This window comes from Myxococcus dinghuensis (genome assembly GCF_024198235.1).
Taxonomy (GTDB): domain Bacteria; phylum Myxococcota; class Myxococcia; order Myxococcales; family Myxococcaceae; genus Myxococcus; species Myxococcus dinghuensis.
Genome location: NZ_JAKCFB010000005.1, coordinates 169,512 through 187,223, shown reverse-complemented (window position 1 = coordinate 187,223; position 17,712 = coordinate 169,512). Strand labels below are relative to the sequence as shown.

Genomic DNA, 17,712 nt, shown 5'->3' with positions numbered 1-17,712 from the left:
GTAGGGCGGGCGCGCCGGGCTTCGAACAGCCCCCGAGCAAAACCGCGCGCTCGTCCTCCAGGACGGCTAGGGTGCGTCCGCACACATGAGCAGCCCCCGCTTCTACGCCTTCGACCCCCGTGCCACCCGCATCGGCCTGTTCCTGGGCGCGTGCGTCCTGGCGGTCCTGACGGCCTGGGCCCTCGCGGACGCGCGCTCCGGCGGCGGCACCCTCGCCATGGCCCGCGCCGGCGTCTCGTTGGGGTTGATGCTGGCCTTCCTGCTCGCCTTCCACCGGCTGCGGCCCCGCTCGGGGTGGGGCGTGACGCTCGACACGCGCGGCGTGCGCGTGGCCCGTCCCTTCAGCGCCCGCGAGCTGGACCTGCACTGGGGCCAGATTGATTCCGTGCGCCGGCTCGGCCGGAGGGGAGACGTGCTCGGTCTGTTCCTGAAGGAAGAGGGCCGCGTGCTCGTCACCCGGCATCTCTTCGCCCGCAAGGCTGTTTTCGAAGAGCTGATCGCGGCGCTGGAGGACCGCCTTCCGCCGTCGCGATTCGACGCCTGACGCCCGGTTTCCGGGCAGCGCCCGCCGAGGGGGCGGCGCAACGATTTTCACGAATATTTACGCAGCCTTGCGTGGCCTCGATAATCTTGTTCAGTGTGCCCCGAGATGGTAGGCACAGGCTTGTTGCAAGGCTCCTTTTCCCAAGGACAGCTTCACATGGAAAAGACCCCCGCTACCGGCGCCGCGGCTGCTCCGCCGCCCGTGGACTATGGGACCGACAGCATCACCAAGCTGGAGGGCCTCGAGGCCGTCCGCAAGCGTCCCGGCATGTACATCGGCGACACGATGACCTACGGGCTCCACAAGCTCGTCTACGAGGTCGTCGACAACGCGGTGGACGAGGCGCTCGCGGGCTTCTGCACGGACATCGAGGTCACCATCCACGTGGATGGTTCCTTGAGCGTGTATGACAACGGCCGCGGCATCCCCGTGGGGCCGCACCCGGACCCCAAGTTCAAGGGCAAGGACACCCTGGAGGTCGTCCTCACGGAGCTGCACGCCGGCAGCAAGTTCGGCAACGGCGCGTACAAGGTCTCCGGCGGTCTGCACGGCGTCGGCGTCACCTGCGTCAACTTCCTCTCGGAGTGGTTCAAGGTCCGCGTCCAGCGCTCCGGCAAGGTGTACGAGCAGTCGTATGCCCGCGGCGTTGCGCTGAGCGCGCCGCAGGAGGTGGGCACCACCGACAAGCGCGGCACCACGGTGGCGTTCAAGCCGGACAACACCGTGATGGAGGTGGTGGACTTCAACTTCGAGACGCTCAGCCAGCGCCTGCGCGAGCTGGCGTTCCTCAACGCGGGGCTGCACATCTCCATCCGCGACGAGCGCACGAACAAGGAGCACGACTTCAAGTTCGACGGAGGCATCTCCTCGTTCGTGGAGTACCTCAACAAGTCGAAGACCGTCCTCCACGACAAGCCCATCTCCTTCAAGGTGGAGAAGGACGGCGTGTCGCTCGAGCTGGCCATGCAGTGGAACGACGGCTACGACGAGCGCATCTACACCTTCGCCAACAACATCAACACCCACGAGGGTGGCAGCCACCTGTCCGGCTTCAAGGCGGCGCTGACGCGCACGCTCAACAGCTACGCGGAGAAGGGCGGCCTCTGGAAGGACCTGAAGGAGGCGCCCACGGGCGAGGACGCGCGCGAGGGCCTCTCCGCCGTCATCTCCGTGAAGCTGCCCAACCCCCAGTTCGAGGGCCAGACGAAGACCAAGCTGGGCAACAGCGAGGTGAAGGGCCTGGTCGAGCAGATGGTGAACGACCAGCTCGGCTCCTTCCTGGAAGAGACGCCGCTGGTCGCCAAGAAGGTCGTGGTGAAGATCGGCGACGCCTGTCGCGCCCGCATCGCCGCGCGCAAGGCGCGCGAGACGGTGCGCCGCAAGGGCGTGCTGGACGGCGGCGGCCTCCCCGGCAAGCTCGCGGACTGCCAGAGCCGCGACCCCAACGAGAGCGAGCTGTACATCGTCGAGGGTGACTCCGCAGGTGGCTCCGCGAAGCAGGGCCGCGACCGGCGCAACCAGGCCATCCTCCCGCTGCGCGGGAAGATCCTGAACGTGGAGAAGGCGCGCTTCGAGAAGATGCTGACGAGCGCCGAAATCGTCACGCTCATCACCGCGCTGGGCACGGGCATCGGCGCGGAGGACTACGACCCGGAGAAGGCGCGCTACCACCGCATCATCCTGATGACGGACGCGGACGTGGACGGCAGCCACATCCGCACGCTGCTGCTCACCTTCTTCTTCCGCCAGATGCCGGAGCTGCTGCAGAAGGGCTACCTCTACATCGCGCAGCCGCCGCTCTACAAAGTCACGCGCAACAAGAAGGACAAGTACGTCAAGGACCAGCGCGCGCTGGACGAGTACCTGCTGGGCATCGCCACCGAGCACGGCCGGGTGCTGACGCCCGCGGGTGAGCTGGGCGGCGCCGACCTGAAGGCGCTCCTGGAGAAGGTCATCACCTACGAGCAGCGCCTGGAGAAGCAGGCCAAGCGCCGCGACGCGCGCGTGGTGGACGCGGTGGTCCAGGGTGGCCGCCTCACGGCGGACATGCTGAACGACGAGGCGGCGCTGGAGGCGGCGGTGCAGGGCGCCTACGCCGAGTTCAAGCGCCGCATGCCGGACGTGCTGGGCCGCGTGGAGCACGAGGCGGTGGTGGACTCCGAGCACCAGGGCAAGAAGCTGGTCTTCCGCTCGGACGTGAACGGCGCCATGCGCGACACGGTGTTCGACCACGCGTTCCTGTCGTCGCCCGAGTACCAGGACCTGCTGTCGCTGCGCGCCTCCTTCGACTCGCTGGGCAAGGCGCCCTACGTGGTGAAGGTGGACGGCGGCAGCGTGACGGCGTTCTCCGTGCAGGAGGTCCACGCCGCCCTGCGCAAGGACGCGCAGAAGGGCCTGGGCATGCAGCGCTACAAGGGGCTGGGCGAGATGAACCCGGAGCAGCTCTGGGAGACGACCATGAACCCGGCCACGCGCACGCTCCTCCAGGTGCGGGTGGAGGACGCGGTGGAGAGCGACGAAATCTTCTCGCTGCTGATGGGCGAGGCGGTGGAGCCCCGCCGCGAGTTCATCGAGCGCAACGCGCTCGACGTGCAGAACCTCGACATCTGAGCGTGTCGGGCCGCTCGGGCGGCCCGTGACGAGCAACGGGGCGCGGCGCCGCACAGGCACCGCGCCCCGTGTCGTTTCGGGCCGTCGCCGCGCTCAGGGGTGGCCGGGACGGGGCCCGCCGCCGCCCTGGCCACCGCCGCCCGGGGGCCTGCCGCCGAAGCCGCCGTCACGGGGGCCCATGGGGCGCGAGGGCAGGGTGATGGCCTCGTCGTCGAGCGTGGCCTGGCCGCACTCGGGGCCGAAGACGAGCGTGTGCACGGTGCCGTCCGCCAGGGTGCGTGCTTCCGTCCCGGACACCGGCCACGCGCAGGTGGACGGCGGCACGCGGACGATGTCGGTCAGCGTCACGGTGGACGCGCTGCCGTCCGCGAGCGTGGCGGTGAGGGTGCCGTTGCTGGTGCGCGTGGGCGTGGTGGCCGTCGGGTCGAAGACCTCGGACAGGTTGCCCGCCAGGTGGAGGCTGTCGAGGACGGCGCCCTCCGCGTCCAGGTGCGTGCGCGTGGTGTCGAAGGTCGCGGCGCGGCTGAGCGTCTCCGCGCCTGGGATGCGCACCGTGGTGGAGCTCACGTTGCCCGTCATCCGCGCGCGCTGCCCGTCCGTCGCGGTGTGGGTGATGTCGTGGGTGGACTGCTGCTCGAAGCGCAGCGGCGCGTGCTCTCCGCACGCCTCCTCGGGGGTGATGGCCGTCACCACGTCCACCGTGCCGGCGGACACCATGCCGCCGTCCTCCGTGGGGGTGCCGGCGTCGTCGGCCGCGGGAGGGGGCGGAGCCCCGGGGCCGCCCCGGTTCCAGCCACAGCCGCCCCGCCCTCGGACGCGGGCCTGGCAGTCGCTCCAGGACAGGTGCAGCTCGGACGGATACGCCTGACCGCACACCTCCACGGTGGCCGTCTCCGGCGCGTCGTCACACTGCTGGCCCTCGTGCTCCCAGCGACGGACCTCCAGGGGGAAGCCACCCAGGAAGCGGGCGCCGAGCGGGACGTCCGCGGACTGGGCCTCGCCAATCGCCGCGGCCACCGCGACGGTGGCGGAGGACTCGGGGGTGTTGGACGACTCCGGCGACTGCTGGGAACAACCCGCGACGAGCAGCGCGGCGGCCGACAAACCTGCCTTGAGTCTCATGGGTGACTCCGGATGCATGGACTTCGAAAGGCGCATGGCCGGCCCCGCGCCCATGCCCAAGGTAGGAGGCGAACCTTGCGACTTCCTTAAGCGGTCCGCGCCGCGAGGCCGGTCGGGATTGACGCGGCGTGTGGTCCTGGGGGACGCATGGCGGCATGTACATCCCACGCCACTTCCAGGAGCAGGACCTGGAGCAGCTCCTGCCCCTCATGCGCGCCCATGCGTTCGCCACGCTGGTGCCGGTGGGGGAGGACGGCGCGCCCTTCGCCACGCACCTGCCCTTCCTGGTGGAGCGCGACGCGGCGGGGGAGGTCCACCTGCTCTCCCACATGGCGTTGCCGAACCCCCAGTGGCGGAGCTTCCGCGCCGAGCGCGACGTGCTCGCCATCTTCCAGGGCCCGCACGGCTACGTGTCGCCCACCTGGTATGCGAGTGCGCCCCAGGTGCCCACGTGGAACTACGCCACCGTGCATGCCTATGGCCGCGTCCAGGTCCTCGACGCGCCGGACGCGGTGCTGCGCATCCTGCGCGACACCGCCGCGCGCTACGAGGCGGGCAACGCGCCGCCGTGGGCGCCGGCCCAGGCGGAGGAGTATGTGCGGCGGTTGATGGGCGGCATCGTCGCGTTCGACCTGCGCGTGTCGCGGCTGGAGGGCAAGTTCAAGCTCAGCCAGAACAAGTCGGAGGCGGACCGGCGCGGCGTCATCGACGGCCTGGAGCGTGGCCAGCGCCCGGACGACCTGGCGCTGGCGGGGTTGATGCGCTCGCGCGAGCGGTGACGGGGCCTGGATAGACTCGTGGGCCCGGTGCCCTCCTTCGGCTCCGCGCCCACGTGCCTTTCCCGTCTTGTCGAGCCGGGCCGACCGTCCTGCCTCGGCCCTCGCTGGCCCTTACGGAGGAACCCGTCCGGAAAGCTTGGCCGCCCTCGTGGAGACGTCCCCGGGAGGGGGCGCCGCGAGGAGCGCGGCTCCGGGAAGGTTGGACACCGCGACCCGGTGGGGGAATGCGCGGGGCCGGGCTCCCGGCGCGAGGCTCCGACGCAGGCCCGCACACCGGGCGGAGCGGGTGGGGCCCGTCCGCCCGGCTGCTGGGTGCGTGGGGGGCTCAGCGCTCCGCGCGGCGCGAGCCACGCAGGGCCTGGGTGCGCTCCTTGCGGGACAGCGTGGTGACGTCCACCACGTCCACCTCGAGCGCGCCCTGGTTGTCGCCCCGGCGGGTGTCCGGGAAGAAGCAGCTCACGTCCTCGGCGCCGGTGACCTGGTAGCGCTTGCCCGTCTCGAGGAGCCGGTGCGACACGCGCGCCGACACGGGCGAGGTGCCGCGCTCCACGCACAGCACCTGCTGGACGCGGCCGTTGGCGCCCGGGCGCAGCTCCGCGAAGTCGTCGCGCACGGTGAACAGGTACGTGGCGCGCGGGTTGAGGCCGCGCAGCAGCACCTTGTGCTCGGGCTTGAGCTGGAACGCGTTCGCCTTCGCGTCGAAGGTGAGCGAGCGCGGCGGGACGTAGGCGGACTGGCGGACGACGACCTGGATGGTGCCCTCGTTGTCCTCGGGGCCGTTGTCGTCGATGGCGAAGACATGCAGCTTGCGCGCGCCCTTCACGGTGCGCGTCGAGTTGCTCAAGAGGCCGAAGCTGTCGTCGACCGGGCCGTCGCCCTCCGCGAAGTACACGAGCGTGCCGGAGGCGGTGTTGCGGCCCTCGGCGAGCGACGCGCTGCCCTGCGTCCAGATGGAGTAGGAGACGGTCGGGTTCAGGTCGATGGTGGCCGCGGGGTACTCGGGGATGGGCGCGGCGTTGAACATGGGCCGCAGCACCAGCAGGCGGGTGGGGTAGTCCACCTCGTTCATCTCCCGGAAGGCGTCCGACTTCGGCTCCGCGTTCTCCGGGGGCTTCGCCTCGCCCTGCGCCACCTTCTCCGCGACGCCGCCGTCGGCGTCCGGGGGCACGCTGCCCGCGTCCGCGGCGACGGGGGCCGCGGCCACGGCTTCGCCCGCCGGCGGCGTGTCCGTGGCGGTCTTCAGCACGGGCGGCGGGGGGGCCTCCGCCGCAGGCGTGGCGAGCTTCTGCAGCTCCGCGTTCATCGGCTCCATCATCGCCGAGGCGGGCGTGAAGCGGCGCGTCCACGCCAGGTGGCCCGGCAGCGTGAGGACGAGCGTGTTGGCCTCGCCGATGAGGACACCCTCCACCATCAGCGGCGTCTTGCCCGTGACGTCCCGGCCGTTGAGCTTCACCGCGGCGCCCGCGGGGACGGAGGTCAACCACAGGGTGCCCGTGGGGTGGGCGCCCGCGCCGGGCGCGTCCGACTTGATGACGAAGTGGTAGAAGAGCGCGATGAACAGCAGGACGATGGCCGAGCCGAACACGTAGAGGCTCATCGTCTTCACGGCCTTCTGCTGCTTGGCGCGCGCCTCTTCTTCTTCCTGCTTCAGCTTCTCGCGCGCCTCGTCCACCGTCGTGCGGTAGCCCGCGCCGGTGTACGTGCGCGCCACGACGGGCGCGCCACCCTGGGCCGCGGCGGCCGCGGCGGTCGCGGGGGTCTCGATGGGCGTGTCGTGCGGCGCGGCCAGCGTCGCCACGGCGGCGGGGACGACGGTGGGGACCATCGTCTGGATGAGGTGGGCCGCGTCGGTGTCCGGTTCGTCCGGCAGGTTCGGCACGGGCGGGCCCGGGCGTTCGCTGGTGACGGGGCGGCGCATCGACCCGGTGTCCGCGCGGGCCATGTTCGGGTTCGTCACCCGACGCATGCTCCCCGCGCTCGTGACCTTGCGGCCACCCGGAGCGCTGCCCGTGACGGGCCGGCGCGTGCCACCCTCGCTGGCGGGCATGCCCCCGTCACTGCCCGGCCGCGAGCGCAGGCCGGAGCTGGAGGGGCGGATGCTCCCGGAGCCGGAGGAGACGGGGCGCGCGCGTCCGGCGGAGGACTCCACGGCGCTGCTCTGCCACAGGGCCACCTGCTCCTTGAAGGCGGGCGTCACCTCCACCTTGCGGCCCTCGGCCGCCAGCTCCTCGGAGAAGAGGTAGGCCATCAACTGCGACAGCAGCGCGGGCGTGAAGCGCGGGTTGTCGCGGTAGAGCAGCTCCACCAGCGACTCGCTCAGCTCCTTCGCCGTCTGGTACCGGACCTCGCGGTCCAGCGCCATGGCGTGGGAGATGACCGTCTCCACGTCCGGCGTCACCGACGAGTTGAGCGCCGAGGGCGGCAGGCAGTCGCCGGTGAGGATGCGCGGCAGGACGGTGACGAACTCGCCCTCGTACGGGCGCTTGCCGCACACCATCTCGTAGAGGACCACGCCGGCCGCGTACACGTCCGTGCGCGAGTCCAGGTCCTGCCGGCCCTGCGCCTGCTCCGGGGAGAAGTACGGGTACTTGCCCTTGAGCGTGCCGGGCGACGTCTTCGCCTCCACCGCGCTCGTCGCCTTGGCGATGCCGAAGTCGATGACCTTGACCTCGCCCTCGTAGGAGATGAGGACGTTGTCCGGCGACACGTCGCGGTGGACGAGCCCCATCTCCTGGCCGTCCTCGCCCACGTGGCGGTGCGCGTAGTCCAGGCCGTCACACAGCTTGCTGGCGATGTGCAGCGCGAGCGCCTCGGGGAACAACCCCATGCCCGCCTTCTGCGCGCGCCGCAGCAGCTTCGACAACGGCTGGCCCTGCACCAGCTCCATCGCGATGAAGTACTGGCCGTCCACCTCGCCGAAGTCGAAGACCTGGGCGATGTTGCTGTGGCTCATGCTGGCCACCAGCCGCGCCTCGCCCACGAACATCTCGACGAAGTCCGGGTCGTCGACGTAGTGCGGCAGGATCTGCTTGATGACGCACGGCTTGGTGACGCCCGCCGCTCCGGTCATCCGGGCGCGGTAGGTAACGGCCATGCCGCCCGCGGCAATCTTCGAAAGAAGGACGTACTTACCGAATTGCTGGGGCTGGGGGGATTCCGCCACGGTTACAAGGCCAGGTCAGGTCGTTGTGAAACAGTGAGCATACTCCTCTTCCGGTGAAAGTCCCGGAACCGGCTCGCGTCGCACGCGAAGTTTTCGCTGGAGGTGGTGGGTCACCTTCCCGCGCCGCGCCCGCCCATCCCCCAGGGCGCAATCCCAGCCACTGGGGTGTGGATGACCTCAGGGGACAGCGCCTCTCGGACTGAAGGCTGTTGGTTCTCAGAATGATTCGTCAGGGGAGATGGATAGTCCGGGGTCCGGGGGATGTCGCCCGTTTCGACTCGGGATTCCAATGGGTTGCGGGTGTGTGACCCTCCCGGAACGGAACTTCTGTCGGGTCACTTCACATTTCTTCACGGGGGTTCGTGCGGCGCGGCGCGGATTGCCGGTTATGAAGGCCGGCGGCGGGAAGGGTGATCGCGCCCATTCCGGAGGAAACGAGGCGATGGCGATGCTGTCCGGGCTGGCTCCGCGCGCGAAGGTGGTCTCGGGGATGTTGCTGGGCGCGTGGATCTCCCTGGCGCCCCGGGCCTGGGCCCAGGAGGTGGAGTCCACCCGCCCGTCGGCGTTCGACCTGCTGTCGCGGGGGCCGGAGCTGGGCGGGACGGACCTCCCGAGAGACCTGCCGGGTCGGGTGACGGTGGGCCCCGCGAAGCGCGTGACGGGCTGGGAGGCGGGGGCCGCGGCGGGGGCGGACGTGCCCCTGTCGTTGCCGGTGCCGCCCCCCGCCGTGCCCGGGCCGTCGTCGGAGCCGCTGTCGCCCCTGGCGCGGCGCGAGGAGTTCCGGGTGCTGCCGGCGGCGGTGTCGGTGGTGCCGGGGCTGCTGTTCCACGGGCTGGCGCCGCTCGTCGCGGGGGATGGGCCTACGGCGGGGCGGCTGTTCGCGATGGAGGGCACGGGGCTGGGGCTCATCGCGCTGGGCGGCGTGCCCATCGTGCTCACCGGGGCGTCGCGGCGCACCATCGCGCCGCTGTACGCGGTGACGCTCGCGGGCTTCAGCGTGTTCGGGGTCTCCGCGCTGGCCAGCCTCTACTCGGTGGTGTCGCCCACGTTCGACCCGGGCGTGCCGGCCGCGTCGCTGCCGCCGCTGGAGCTGGAGATGGGCTACCAGTACGTGAGCGACACGTCCTTCGACTACGACCACTTCGTGACGCTGGGCGGGCGGGCGCGGCTCGACACGATGACGCTGGAGGCGACCGCGCGCTTCGCGCCGGACGAGGGCAACACGCAGGTGCGGCTGGGCGGCGCGTACCGGCTGCTCGGGGCGCCGGCGCGTCGGCTCGGTGGGTCGGATGGCTCGTCGCTGGACGCGGAGCTGTTCGGCCTGTTCCACCGCTTCCCCACGGAGGGCTTCACGGTGGGCGGTGGCGAGGTGGGGCTGCGGGGCCGCTACGCCATGGCGCGCGTGAGCCCCGCGCTGGCGGGCTCGTTCGCGGAGGCGAGCATCGGCATGGCGCTGCAGGGCTACAGCTACATGGGGCCCGTGGACGACGGGAACCTGCACGAGCAGTTGCTGTTCACGTTCGGCTACGGCGTGTGGCTGGGGCGCGGCGGGCCGCTGCGAGGCGAGGCGATGCTCTACTACGACCACCGTAAGGACGGCTTCGCCGGAGGGCTGCGCACGTTCGGCGGCGGCGTGGTGGGCAACTTCGGTCTGCGCGGCCGCGTGCTGCTCGATGAACGCTGGGGTGTGGCGGCGGAGATGCAGGCGGGTGGCGCGTTGGTGGGGCGCCTGTCGCTCATCTACGCGCTGGATGGTGACGCATGAAGCGCGTGGGCCTGGTGGTCGGGCTGGTGGCGGGGCTGATGCTGGGGGCGTGTCTGCGTCCGGCGGAGGAGCGCGCGGTGCGCGACGCGAAGGTGGGGCTGGGCGAGGGCGGCGGGTTGTCGCTCGTCGTCGAGGGCGGGCTGGCCTCCGTGCGCGGCGTCGCGCCGGGTGAGGTGGTGTTGTGGGGCAACGCGCCGGTGTTCACCGCGCGGGCCACGTTGGACGCGGACGCGCGGCCGGACTGGCTGGTGACGGTGCGCAACGCGATGCCGGATGCGCAGCTCGTGGCGGAGCTGGAGGACGGCGGCGAGGTGCTCGCGGTGGAGCCGGTGGCGCAGGTGGTGCCCACGGTGAAGATGTGGCGCGTGGCGCTGCGCGCGGGCGCGGTGGCGCGGTTGCGCGTGGCGCCTCCGGGGTGGGACTCCTCGGCGCCGTTCCGCTTCGCGGCGCTGGCGGACGTGCAGGAGGCGCTGCCGCGCGTGGGGGACATCTACGCGCGCCTGACGCGCGACGACTCCCTGCGCTTCATCCTCTTCGCGGGAGACCTGACGGAGAACGGGACGCGGGAGCAGTTGATGGAGTTCCAGGAGCGGCTGGAGGCCGGCTCGCGCATCCCGCTGTACGCCACGCTGGGCAACCACGAGACCTTCACGGGGGACGCGCGCGAGTACACGTCGCTGGTGGGCCGGGGCAGCCAGAGCTTCGTCTTCCAGGGCGTGCGCTTCACGGTGGTGGACTCGAGCAACGGCACGCTGGACCCCATCGTGGAGGAGCAGCTCGAGGGTTGGCTCGAGGCCTCGCGTCAGGGCACGCACGTGGTGGCCATGCACGTCCCGCCGCAGGACCCGGTGGGCCTGCGCGGCGGTGGCTTCGCGAACCGGGGCGAGTCCGCGGCGCTGGTGGGGAAGCTGGCGCGCGCGGGCGTGGACCTCACGCTCTACGGGCACATCCACTCGTACTACTCGTTCACCAACGCGGGCATCCCCGCCTTCATCTCCGGTGGGGGCGGCGCGATTCCGGAGACCTTCGACGGGGTGGGGCGCCACTACCTGGCGGTGGATGTGAGCGCGGACGAGGGGCTGCGCGAGGTGTCATTGATCCGCGTGGACTGACCGGCGGCCGGAATGGGCGGCACTGAACAGGCGCGCCGCTGGCCGTGTGGGGCACGAAACGCGCGCGAGGCCGACTTTCCGGCCTGGCAGCGTACCCTCTTGATCTGACACTGAACACGTGAGCAGATGGTGGGCACCAAGCGAGGAGCCAGGAGGCCCGCCATGTTCGACTCGAACGAGAACGACCCCATTTCCCCGGCGCTGCGCGCGCTGCTCGAGCTGTTCACCACGGACCTCGCGGAGGTGCGCTTCCCGGACATGAACGGGGACGTGCTGGACGAGGCGGCGGCGCAGGTGCGGGCGAAGGCGGAGGCGGTGGCGAAGGCGCAGGGGGCGTTGGAGGCCGCGCGTCAGGCGCTGCAGGAGAGCCAGGACGCGCTGGCGCAGAAGGGCCAGCGGGCGCTGGCGTACGCGCGGGTGTTCTCCGAGGAGAACCCGGAGCTGAGCGCGAAGCTGGACGCCATCCACCTGTCGCGCGCGGTGCGCAAGAGCGGGAAGGTGGAGGCGGCGGTGTCGTCGGAGCCCGTCGCGGCGAACGGCAACGAGGACAACGCCCCCAAGCGCCGCGGCCGTCCGCCGAAGGTGCGTCCGGCGCCGGGCGCGACGCTGTTCTCCGAGGGCCCCAGCCCCGAGGCCCTGGCCGTCGCCCACGAGGGCAACGGCGTGCTGCCCACGGCGTAGCGTGAGGAGGGGCGCTGGGAGAGGGGACTCTGTCTCCCAGTGAAACCCCTCCGTGTCGGGCATTGAAGGGTTCTGAAATACCTGGCGCCGCTTCGGTTCGGTATTTCAAGACTCCGCCCGAAATAGTGCCCGGTAACGTTGAGGCCTATTTCCGTGGTCCATGACTGGGGGGCGGGCGATGCGGGCAGGCACGTATGTCCAGCAGCACTCGGGGGACCGGGCGTTCATCCCCGCCGCCCTGCCACCCGCTCCGCCCGTGAAGCTCGAGGGGGCGCATGACGCGACGGCGACCGCGCGCCATCCTCAAGTTGCGCGAGCAGTCGCGTCATGCGCTCGCGCAGGGCGCGCAGGCGGTGCGTCTGCTGGACTTCCTCTTCGCGCGGCCCGTGACCTCGGTCCGCGCCACGGAGGAGTTCCTCGGGTGCTCCTACGTGACGGCCAGCTCGGTCATCGAGCAACTGGTCGACGCGGGCCTGCTGCGGGAGACCACGGGGCAGAAGCGCAATCGCCTGTATCGCCATGAGCCCTACCTCGCCCTGTTCGAGCGACAAGGCCTCGAGACGACACGCGAAGAGGCCCGGTCCGGGTAGGGCCCCCCGGAAAAACCGCGGCCCGGACGCGGGGCCTCCCCGGAGCCCCCCTCCGGAAGAGGCCCGCGACCGGGCCCACGGTGCCGGTGCTCCGCGTGGGCAGCTTCGCGGAGCACCGGTTCTTCATCCACGTCCGTGTCGGACTAGTTCTCCGGGAAGGCCGTCCAGCCGGCCAGCCAGTTGGTGGTGCCCACCGCGCCCACGAAGCGGGCGGTGGTGTCGAAGCCCGCCGGAGGCGTGGCCGCGTTGTCCGGGTTCAGCGCCGGGGAGCCCGTCTTCGGCATGAAGTTGGGCGCGAGCAGGTTCAGCGCGTCCGTCAGCTGCGGGTCCACGACCTTCACGCCGTTGGCGGCGACGATGATCTTCTCCGCCTCGTTGAACTTGCTGACGTCCGGGTCGGTGGTGACGCCGTTCTCCACCTTCGGGTTCGGCGCGAAGGGGATGGTGTCCGTCAGGTTCGCGTTGTCCCAGAAGAAGGTGTTGCGGATGGCCAGGCGCGAGTCACCCGGCTCGTTGAAGAGCGCCGCGGAGGCGGTGCCGTCCACGTCCACCGCCTGGTCCTTGAAGTAGGCGACGATGATGTTGCGCAGCTTGCCGCCGGCGCCCGTGTTGAACACCAGGCCCTCCTGCGAGGGGTTGCCGCCCGGGTTCGCGTTGGAGCCGATGAACGTCGCGTTCCAGATCTCAGGGATGCTGATGGGCTCCTGCGTGGCGGTCGTCTTGTGGCTGGACGCCTCGATGCCACGGTCACCCACGGCCGCGCTCTGCTGCACGATGAGGAACTGCACCTTGCCGCTGTAGCCCTGGTCGTAGTCCAGGCCGTCGTCGTCCGCCTGGGTGATGAGGATGTGCGTGAGCGGCGCGGTGCCGCCGAACATCTCGATGCCGTCGTCCAGGCCCTTGTGCACCTGCACGTAGTCGATGTTCGTGGTGCTGCCGCACGCGCCCGTGGTCAGGCCGTTCAGCTCGTTGTTCGGGGCCAGCTCGTAGCCCGCGAACTCGATGCGCGCGTACTTCAGCGTGCCGCAGTTGTGGGTGTCGTCGCTGCCGCCGTACTTGGTCAGGTCGTTGCCGCTCGAGGCGAAGAAGCCCTCGATGGTCGTCTCGCCGCCGGAGACGTTGATGCGGGCCCGGCCGAGCAGCACCACGCCGCCCCAGTTGCCGGACTCGCGGGAGCCCACGGCGCGCGACGACGTGAAGACGATGGGCTTCTGCGCGGTGCCCACGGCGTTGATCTTCGCGTTGCGGGTGATGATGAGCGCGCTGCCCTGGTCACCCAGGACGGTGGCGCCCGCCTCGATGGTGAGCGTGCCGCGCTCCACGAAGATGTACTTCGTCAGCGTGTACGTGTTCCCCGCCTTCCAGGTGGTGTCGGCCGTGATGTTCTCGCTGACGGTGATCTTCTCGCCCTCCGGGTCGGTGGGGCCGGGATCGACCGGGGTCGGCTTGTCATCATCGTCGCCGCAGCCGAACCCCAGGGAGAGGGCGGACAGGGTCAGGAGGGAGGCAAGCAGGCGCTTCATGGAGAGACTTCCTTTCGAGAGAGGCACTGACGACTACAGGGAGAGGCCGAGCGCCGCGGAGAACGCGATACCCGGCCGGTACTGGAGGAGCGTGACGTCGCCCTGCTGGAGGGTGACCTTCGAATCGAGGATGTTGGAGGCGGTGAGCTTGAGCTGCGTGGCGCGGCCCAGTTGCTGGGTGACGGCGATGTCCACGCGGTGGAACGGCTGCTCGTAGACGTCGGGCAGGTTGTCGGTGCCCACCTCGCTGATGCGCCGGCCGTACACGTTGTAGAGCAGCGCGACCTCGGTGCCGCTCTGCGGGCGCTCGTAGCCGACGTTGACGTTGACCACGTAGGGCGACTGGCCCTGGAGCGGGCGGCTGGCGTTGGTCTGCAGGCCCTGCACGTTGCCCAGGTCGATGCTGGACTCGATGAGGGTGAGGTTGGCGCCCAAGCGCACCGGCTGGAGCGCGGGGGTGATGCGGCCCAGCGACGTGCGCGCCTCCAGCTCCACGCCGTAGGTGTTCGCGGCGGGCGTGTTCTCGAAGTTCATGTCGCCGGCGCCCGCGGAGTTGATGACGCGCTCGATGGGGTTCTCGAAGCGCTTGTAGAAGGCGCTGGCGGCGAGCACCTCGTTGTCGCCCACGAACCACTCCACGCGGGCGTCCGCGTTGTGGATGCGCGTCTGCTTCAGGTCCGGGTTGCCGGAGATGTTCCGGCGGCGCACGAAGTCGTAGAAGGTGAAGGGCGCCAGCTCGCGGAAGGTGGGCCGCGCCAGCGTGTAGCTGTAGCCCGCGCGCAGGTTGACGGTCGGCGTGAGCGCGTAGATGGCGTTGAAGGTGGGCAGCCAGTCCAGGTAGTCCACCTTGTTGCGGGCCTGCTCGGTGCCGGTGAACTGGTTGATGGCGGTCAGGTCCTGGGTGGAGCCTTCCAGGCGGATGCCACCCACCAGGCGAAGCTGCTCGGTGGGCGTGACGTCCGCCGTCGCGTAGCCCGCGTACACGCTGAGCGACGCGTCGTACGCGTCCGAGTCCGGGCGGGTGCTCTCCGTGACGCGCATGCCGTTGCCGAGCAGGTCCGCGCTGAACAGCTGCTCGGGGGGCAGGAAGCGGTCCACCTCGCGGCCCGGCTGGATGCCGAAGCGGAAGCGGCGGGCGCGGAAGTCGCGGAAGGAGAACTGCGTCAGGCCGCCCAGCTTGAGGCGCACGTCGGTGAAGGGGACGGTGACGTTGACGCTGCCGCCCGTGGACGTCTCACCCAGCTCGGCGAAGAAGCGCTCGCCGCTGTTGGCCTGGTTGGGGAAGGAGACGGCGCCGGCGGGGGAGCCCAGGCTGTCGCTGTAGAGGGTGTCGCGCGTGTCCGGCTCGTCGCGGTCCACGCGGGAGAGGTTGGCCTGCCAGTCCACCTCCGCGTCGCCGAGCAGCCCCAGACGGTGGAAGCCGCGCACCTGGTTGAAGGAGAGCTGGCGGACGATGAACTGGAGGCGGCTGCCCTCGTAGAGGTCGCCGCGCAGCATGTCCGTGCCGCTGCTGGTGGTGGTGCGCGTGTCGGTGCCGCGCGTGAAGAGGCTGAAGACGGTCAGCTCGTTGTCTCGGTCCAGCTGGTAGCCCACGCTGGCCAGGCCGCTGAGGTTGGCCGTCTCCACGCCCAGCTTCGCGCGGGCGTCGTCGTACGTGGTGAAGGTGCCGTCCAGGTCGAACGCGGCCTTGGTGTAGCGCGTGTCCTGCACGGACTCCTTGTGGCCGTAGTTGACGGTGGCCAGGTAGCCCAGGCGCTGGTTGCCGAAGCGCAGCGTGTCACCGAGCGACGCGCTCAGGCCCATGTTGGGCAGCGCCGTCTTCTGCCGCGCCTTCCACACGTTGGGGAAGCTCTCCCACTGCGACTCCAGCTCGGCGGGGGACTCGCTGCCGTTGCCGAGCGCGTGGTCGGTGGGGATGGCGTCCGGCAGCTTGCGGCTGCCGCCCGGGAAGCCGAGGAACTCGAGGGCGCCGCCGCCGCGCTGCGCGTTGCGCTCCTGGCCGGTGGTCTGCGTGTCGCCGCCGAAGGTGATGCGCGGCTTGAACTCGAACTGGCTCGGGTAGGTGTTGGTCTCGATGAGGAGCGTGCCGCCGCCGAAGGAGCCGGGGAGGTCGGCGGTGTAGCTCTTCACCACGTTGAGGTTGGCGAGCAGCGAGGTGGGGAACAGGTCGAGCGGGACGCTGGGCTCGTCGGGCTCCGGGCTGGGCAGCAGCGCGCCGTTGAGGAGCGTGGTGCTGTAGCGGCCGCCCAGGCCGCGCAGGAGGACGTAGCGGCCGTCGACGACGGTGGCGCTGACCACGCGCTTGACGGCGTCGGAGGCGCTGGAGTCCGGGGTGCGGGAGATCTCCTGCGCGCTGATGGCGTCGGAGACGGCGGCGGCCTTCTTGCGCTCCTGGAGGAGGGCGCCCTCGGCGCGGCGGTCCGCGCGGGCCTCGACGACGACCTCCTGCACGGCGCCCACGTCCGCGCTGAGCGCGACGTCGAGCTGGGTGGCCTTGCCCTGGGTGACGACGACGCCGGTGATGCGGCGGCCCTGGTAGACGTCGTAGAAGACGCGCAGGTCGTACTTCCCGGGCGGCAGCGCGACCTTGTAGTGGCCGTCCAGGTCGGTGAGCACCTGCTTGTCCGCGCCGGTGACGACCTTCACGGTGGCCTCGATGAGGCCTTCCTTGCTCGTCTCGTCGACGACCTTGCCGAAGATGCCGGTGAAGCCCGGGGGCGGCGCGGCGGACTCGGCCATCAGCGCCTCGTCGTCCGCCGCCGCGTCACCCGCCACGGCCTCGTCGGCGGTCGGCTGCGCGTCGGAGGGCTGCGCGGCGCCCGGCTGCGCGTCCTGCGTCTGCGCGGTGCCCGTCGCGGGCTGCGCGGCGTCCTGCATCTGCGCGGCGCCCGTCGCGGGCTGCGCGGCGTCCTGCGTCTGCGCGGCGCCCGTCGCGGGCTGCGCGGCGTCCTGCGTCTGCGCGGTGCCCGTCGCGGGCTGCGCGGCGTCCTGCATCTGCGAGGCGCCCGTCGCGGGCTGCGCGGCGTCCTGCATCTGCGCGGCGTTCGCGGGAGCGACGCCCGGGGAGGGCTGCGTCTGCGCGGCGCCGGGCGCCGCGGGAGTGACCTGGGCGAGGAGCTGCGTGCGGGGCGAAGCGGCCACGGACTGCGTCGGCCGGACGGAGGGAGGAGACACGACGGCGGTCGTGGCGGTCGCGAGTGCCACGGGCGCGGTGATGAGTGAGAGCGCAGCCACGAAGGCGCGCGGGAAGGTTGAGCGAGACAACACGTCTCTCCTTGCCGTCGGGTCGCGCCGTAAACAACGCGACACACATGGCATTGGAATGGATGGCTTGTGACGATTGAGGCGGCGGATCGAAAACTCGGCGTCACGACCCGCCGCCGGTCGACAGCTTCAGTCCGCGAGCTTGTCCGGCAGCACGCCCACGGTGATGTTTCCACCTCGGGCGATGTCCAGCACTTCCATGGCGGCGCCGTAGGGCACGTCGTCGCCCGCGTCGAAGAAGACGATCTTGTCCGGGCGCGCGTTGAGCATGCGCTGCAGCCGCGCCACCACCTGGTCGCGCGACACTTCCTCCCGGTTGATGCGCAGCACGCCGCCCTTGTCCACCGTGAGCACCACCGGCGGTAGCGCGTCGGGTGGCGGTGGCGGCTGCTCCTCCTGCTTGTCGTTCTTGGCCGGCACCGTCATCCACATCTGCTTGGTGAGCAGCGGGGTGACGACCATGAAGATGATGAGGAGGACGAGCACCACGTCCACCAGCGGCGTGACGTTCATCGAGGGCTTGAGCCCCTTCTTTCCGCCTCCGAGGTCGAATGCCATG

Annotated in this window: 12 protein-coding genes; 7 read left to right on the top strand and 5 right to left on the bottom strand. The window is 70.9% G+C overall.

All coding sequences use genetic code 11. From position 1 onward, the window contains the following. The first annotated feature begins 85 nt into the window (after nt 1–85). Complete coding sequence (locus LZ198_RS09730; protein WP_253971623.1) at nt 86–544, top strand: hypothetical protein; 459 nt, start codon at nt 86–88, stop codon at nt 542–544. Between the two features lie 156 nt (nt 545–700). Then, entirely contained in the window at nt 701–3,154 is a 2,454-nt protein-coding gene (gene gyrB, locus LZ198_RS09725; protein WP_253971622.1) for a DNA topoisomerase (ATP-hydrolyzing) subunit B, read from the top strand. Nucleotides 3,155–3,247: 93 nt separating this feature from the next. On the opposite strand, the gene LZ198_RS09720 is transcribed toward gyrB, so the two are convergent. Beyond that, on the bottom strand, nt 3,248–4,276 hold the full coding sequence (locus LZ198_RS09720) for a hypothetical protein (protein WP_253971621.1): 1,029 nt from the start codon (nt 4,274–4,276) through the stop codon (nt 3,248–3,250). Between the two features lie 155 nt (nt 4,277–4,431). Between LZ198_RS09720 and LZ198_RS09715 the strand changes: the two genes are divergently transcribed. After that, nucleotides 4,432–5,055: an FMN-binding negative transcriptional regulator gene (locus LZ198_RS09715; protein ID WP_253971620.1), complete on the top strand. Its 624-nt coding sequence runs from the start codon at nt 4,432–4,434 to the stop codon at nt 5,053–5,055. A gap of 325 nt (nt 5,056–5,380) precedes the next feature. On the opposite strand, the gene LZ198_RS09710 is transcribed toward LZ198_RS09715, so the two are convergent. Continuing rightward, nucleotides 5,381–8,149, bottom strand: coding sequence for a serine/threonine-protein kinase (locus LZ198_RS09710; RefSeq protein ID WP_256559396.1), 2,769 nt, complete (start codon nt 8,147–8,149; stop codon nt 5,381–5,383). Nucleotides 8,150–8,660: 511 nt separating this feature from the next. Between LZ198_RS09710 and LZ198_RS09705 the strand changes: the two genes are divergently transcribed. From LZ198_RS09705 to LZ198_RS09690, 4 genes are all read left to right on the top strand, one after another. Further along, nucleotides 8,661–9,983 carry a hypothetical protein gene (locus LZ198_RS09705; RefSeq protein WP_407667395.1) on the top strand — a complete coding sequence of 441 codons (1,323 nt, stop codon included), beginning with the start codon at nt 8,661–8,663 and terminating at the stop codon, nt 9,981–9,983. After that, nucleotides 9,980–11,095 carry a metallophosphoesterase family protein gene (locus tag LZ198_RS09700; protein ID WP_253971618.1) on the top strand — a complete coding sequence of 372 codons (1,116 nt, stop codon included), beginning with the start codon at nt 9,980–9,982 and terminating at the stop codon, nt 11,093–11,095. The genes LZ198_RS09705 and LZ198_RS09700 overlap by 4 nt, the downstream gene beginning before the upstream one ends. A gap of 162 nt (nt 11,096–11,257) precedes the next feature. Continuing rightward, the gene (locus LZ198_RS09695; RefSeq protein ID WP_253971617.1) at nt 11,258–11,776 is read left to right on the top strand and encodes a hypothetical protein; all 519 of its coding nucleotides are present in this window, start codon (nt 11,258–11,260) and stop codon (nt 11,774–11,776) included. A gap of 275 nt (nt 11,777–12,051) precedes the next feature. Continuing rightward, nucleotides 12,052–12,366, top strand: a complete 315-nt coding sequence (locus LZ198_RS09690) for a Fic family protein (protein ID WP_253971616.1) — start codon at nt 12,052–12,054, stop codon at nt 12,364–12,366. Between the two features lie 143 nt (nt 12,367–12,509). On the opposite strand, the gene LZ198_RS09685 is transcribed toward LZ198_RS09690, so the two are convergent. From LZ198_RS09685 to LZ198_RS09675, 3 genes are all read right to left on the bottom strand, one after another. After that, the gene (locus tag LZ198_RS09685; protein ID WP_253971615.1) at nt 12,510–13,889 is read right to left on the bottom strand and encodes a hypothetical protein; all 1,380 of its coding nucleotides are present in this window, start codon (nt 13,887–13,889) and stop codon (nt 12,510–12,512) included. A 33-nt stretch (nt 13,890–13,922) separates the two neighbouring features. Then, nucleotides 13,923–17,207, bottom strand: coding sequence for a TonB-dependent receptor domain-containing protein (locus LZ198_RS09680; protein ID WP_253971614.1), 3,285 nt, complete (start codon nt 17,205–17,207; stop codon nt 13,923–13,925). A gap of 75 nt (nt 17,208–17,282) precedes the next feature. Beyond that, the gene (locus LZ198_RS09675) at nt 17,283–17,711 is read right to left on the bottom strand and encodes an ExbD/TolR family protein (RefSeq protein ID WP_253971613.1); all 429 of its coding nucleotides are present in this window, start codon (nt 17,709–17,711) and stop codon (nt 17,283–17,285) included. Nucleotide 17,712: the final 1 nt, after the last annotated feature.

Excerpts from the sequence above, each read along its gene's own strand:
- LZ198_RS09715 (WP_253971620.1), top strand. The coding sequence starts at position 4,432 with ATGTACATCCCACGCCACTTCCAGGAGCAGGACCTGGAGCAGCTCCTG.
- LZ198_RS09710 (WP_256559396.1), bottom strand. The coding sequence starts at position 8,149 with ATGGCCGTTACCTACCGCGCCCGGATGACCGGAGCGGCGGGCGTCACC.
- gyrB (WP_253971622.1), top strand. The coding sequence starts at position 701 with ATGGAAAAGACCCCCGCTACCGGCGCCGCGGCTGCTCCGCCGCCCGTG.
- LZ198_RS09705 (WP_407667395.1), top strand. The coding sequence starts at position 8,661 with ATGGCGATGCTGTCCGGGCTGGCTCCGCGCGCGAAGGTGGTCTCGGGG.
- LZ198_RS09690 (WP_253971616.1), top strand. The coding sequence starts at position 12,052 with ATGACGCGACGGCGACCGCGCGCCATCCTCAAGTTGCGCGAGCAGTCG.
- LZ198_RS09680 (WP_253971614.1), bottom strand. The coding sequence starts at position 17,207 with ATGCCATGTGTGTCGCGTTGTTTACGGCGCGACCCGACGGCAAGGAGA.
- LZ198_RS09720 (WP_253971621.1), bottom strand. The coding sequence starts at position 4,276 with ATGAGACTCAAGGCAGGTTTGTCGGCCGCCGCGCTGCTCGTCGCGGGT.
- LZ198_RS09675 (WP_253971613.1), bottom strand. The coding sequence starts at position 17,711 with ATGGCATTCGACCTCGGAGGCGGAAAGAAGGGGCTCAAGCCCTCGATG.
- LZ198_RS09685 (WP_253971615.1), bottom strand. The coding sequence starts at position 13,889 with ATGAAGCGCCTGCTTGCCTCCCTCCTGACCCTGTCCGCCCTCTCCCTG.
- LZ198_RS09730 (WP_253971623.1), top strand. The coding sequence starts at position 86 with ATGAGCAGCCCCCGCTTCTACGCCTTCGACCCCCGTGCCACCCGCATC.
- LZ198_RS09700 (WP_253971618.1), top strand. The coding sequence starts at position 9,980 with ATGAAGCGCGTGGGCCTGGTGGTCGGGCTGGTGGCGGGGCTGATGCTG.
- LZ198_RS09695 (WP_253971617.1), top strand. The coding sequence starts at position 11,258 with ATGTTCGACTCGAACGAGAACGACCCCATTTCCCCGGCGCTGCGCGCG.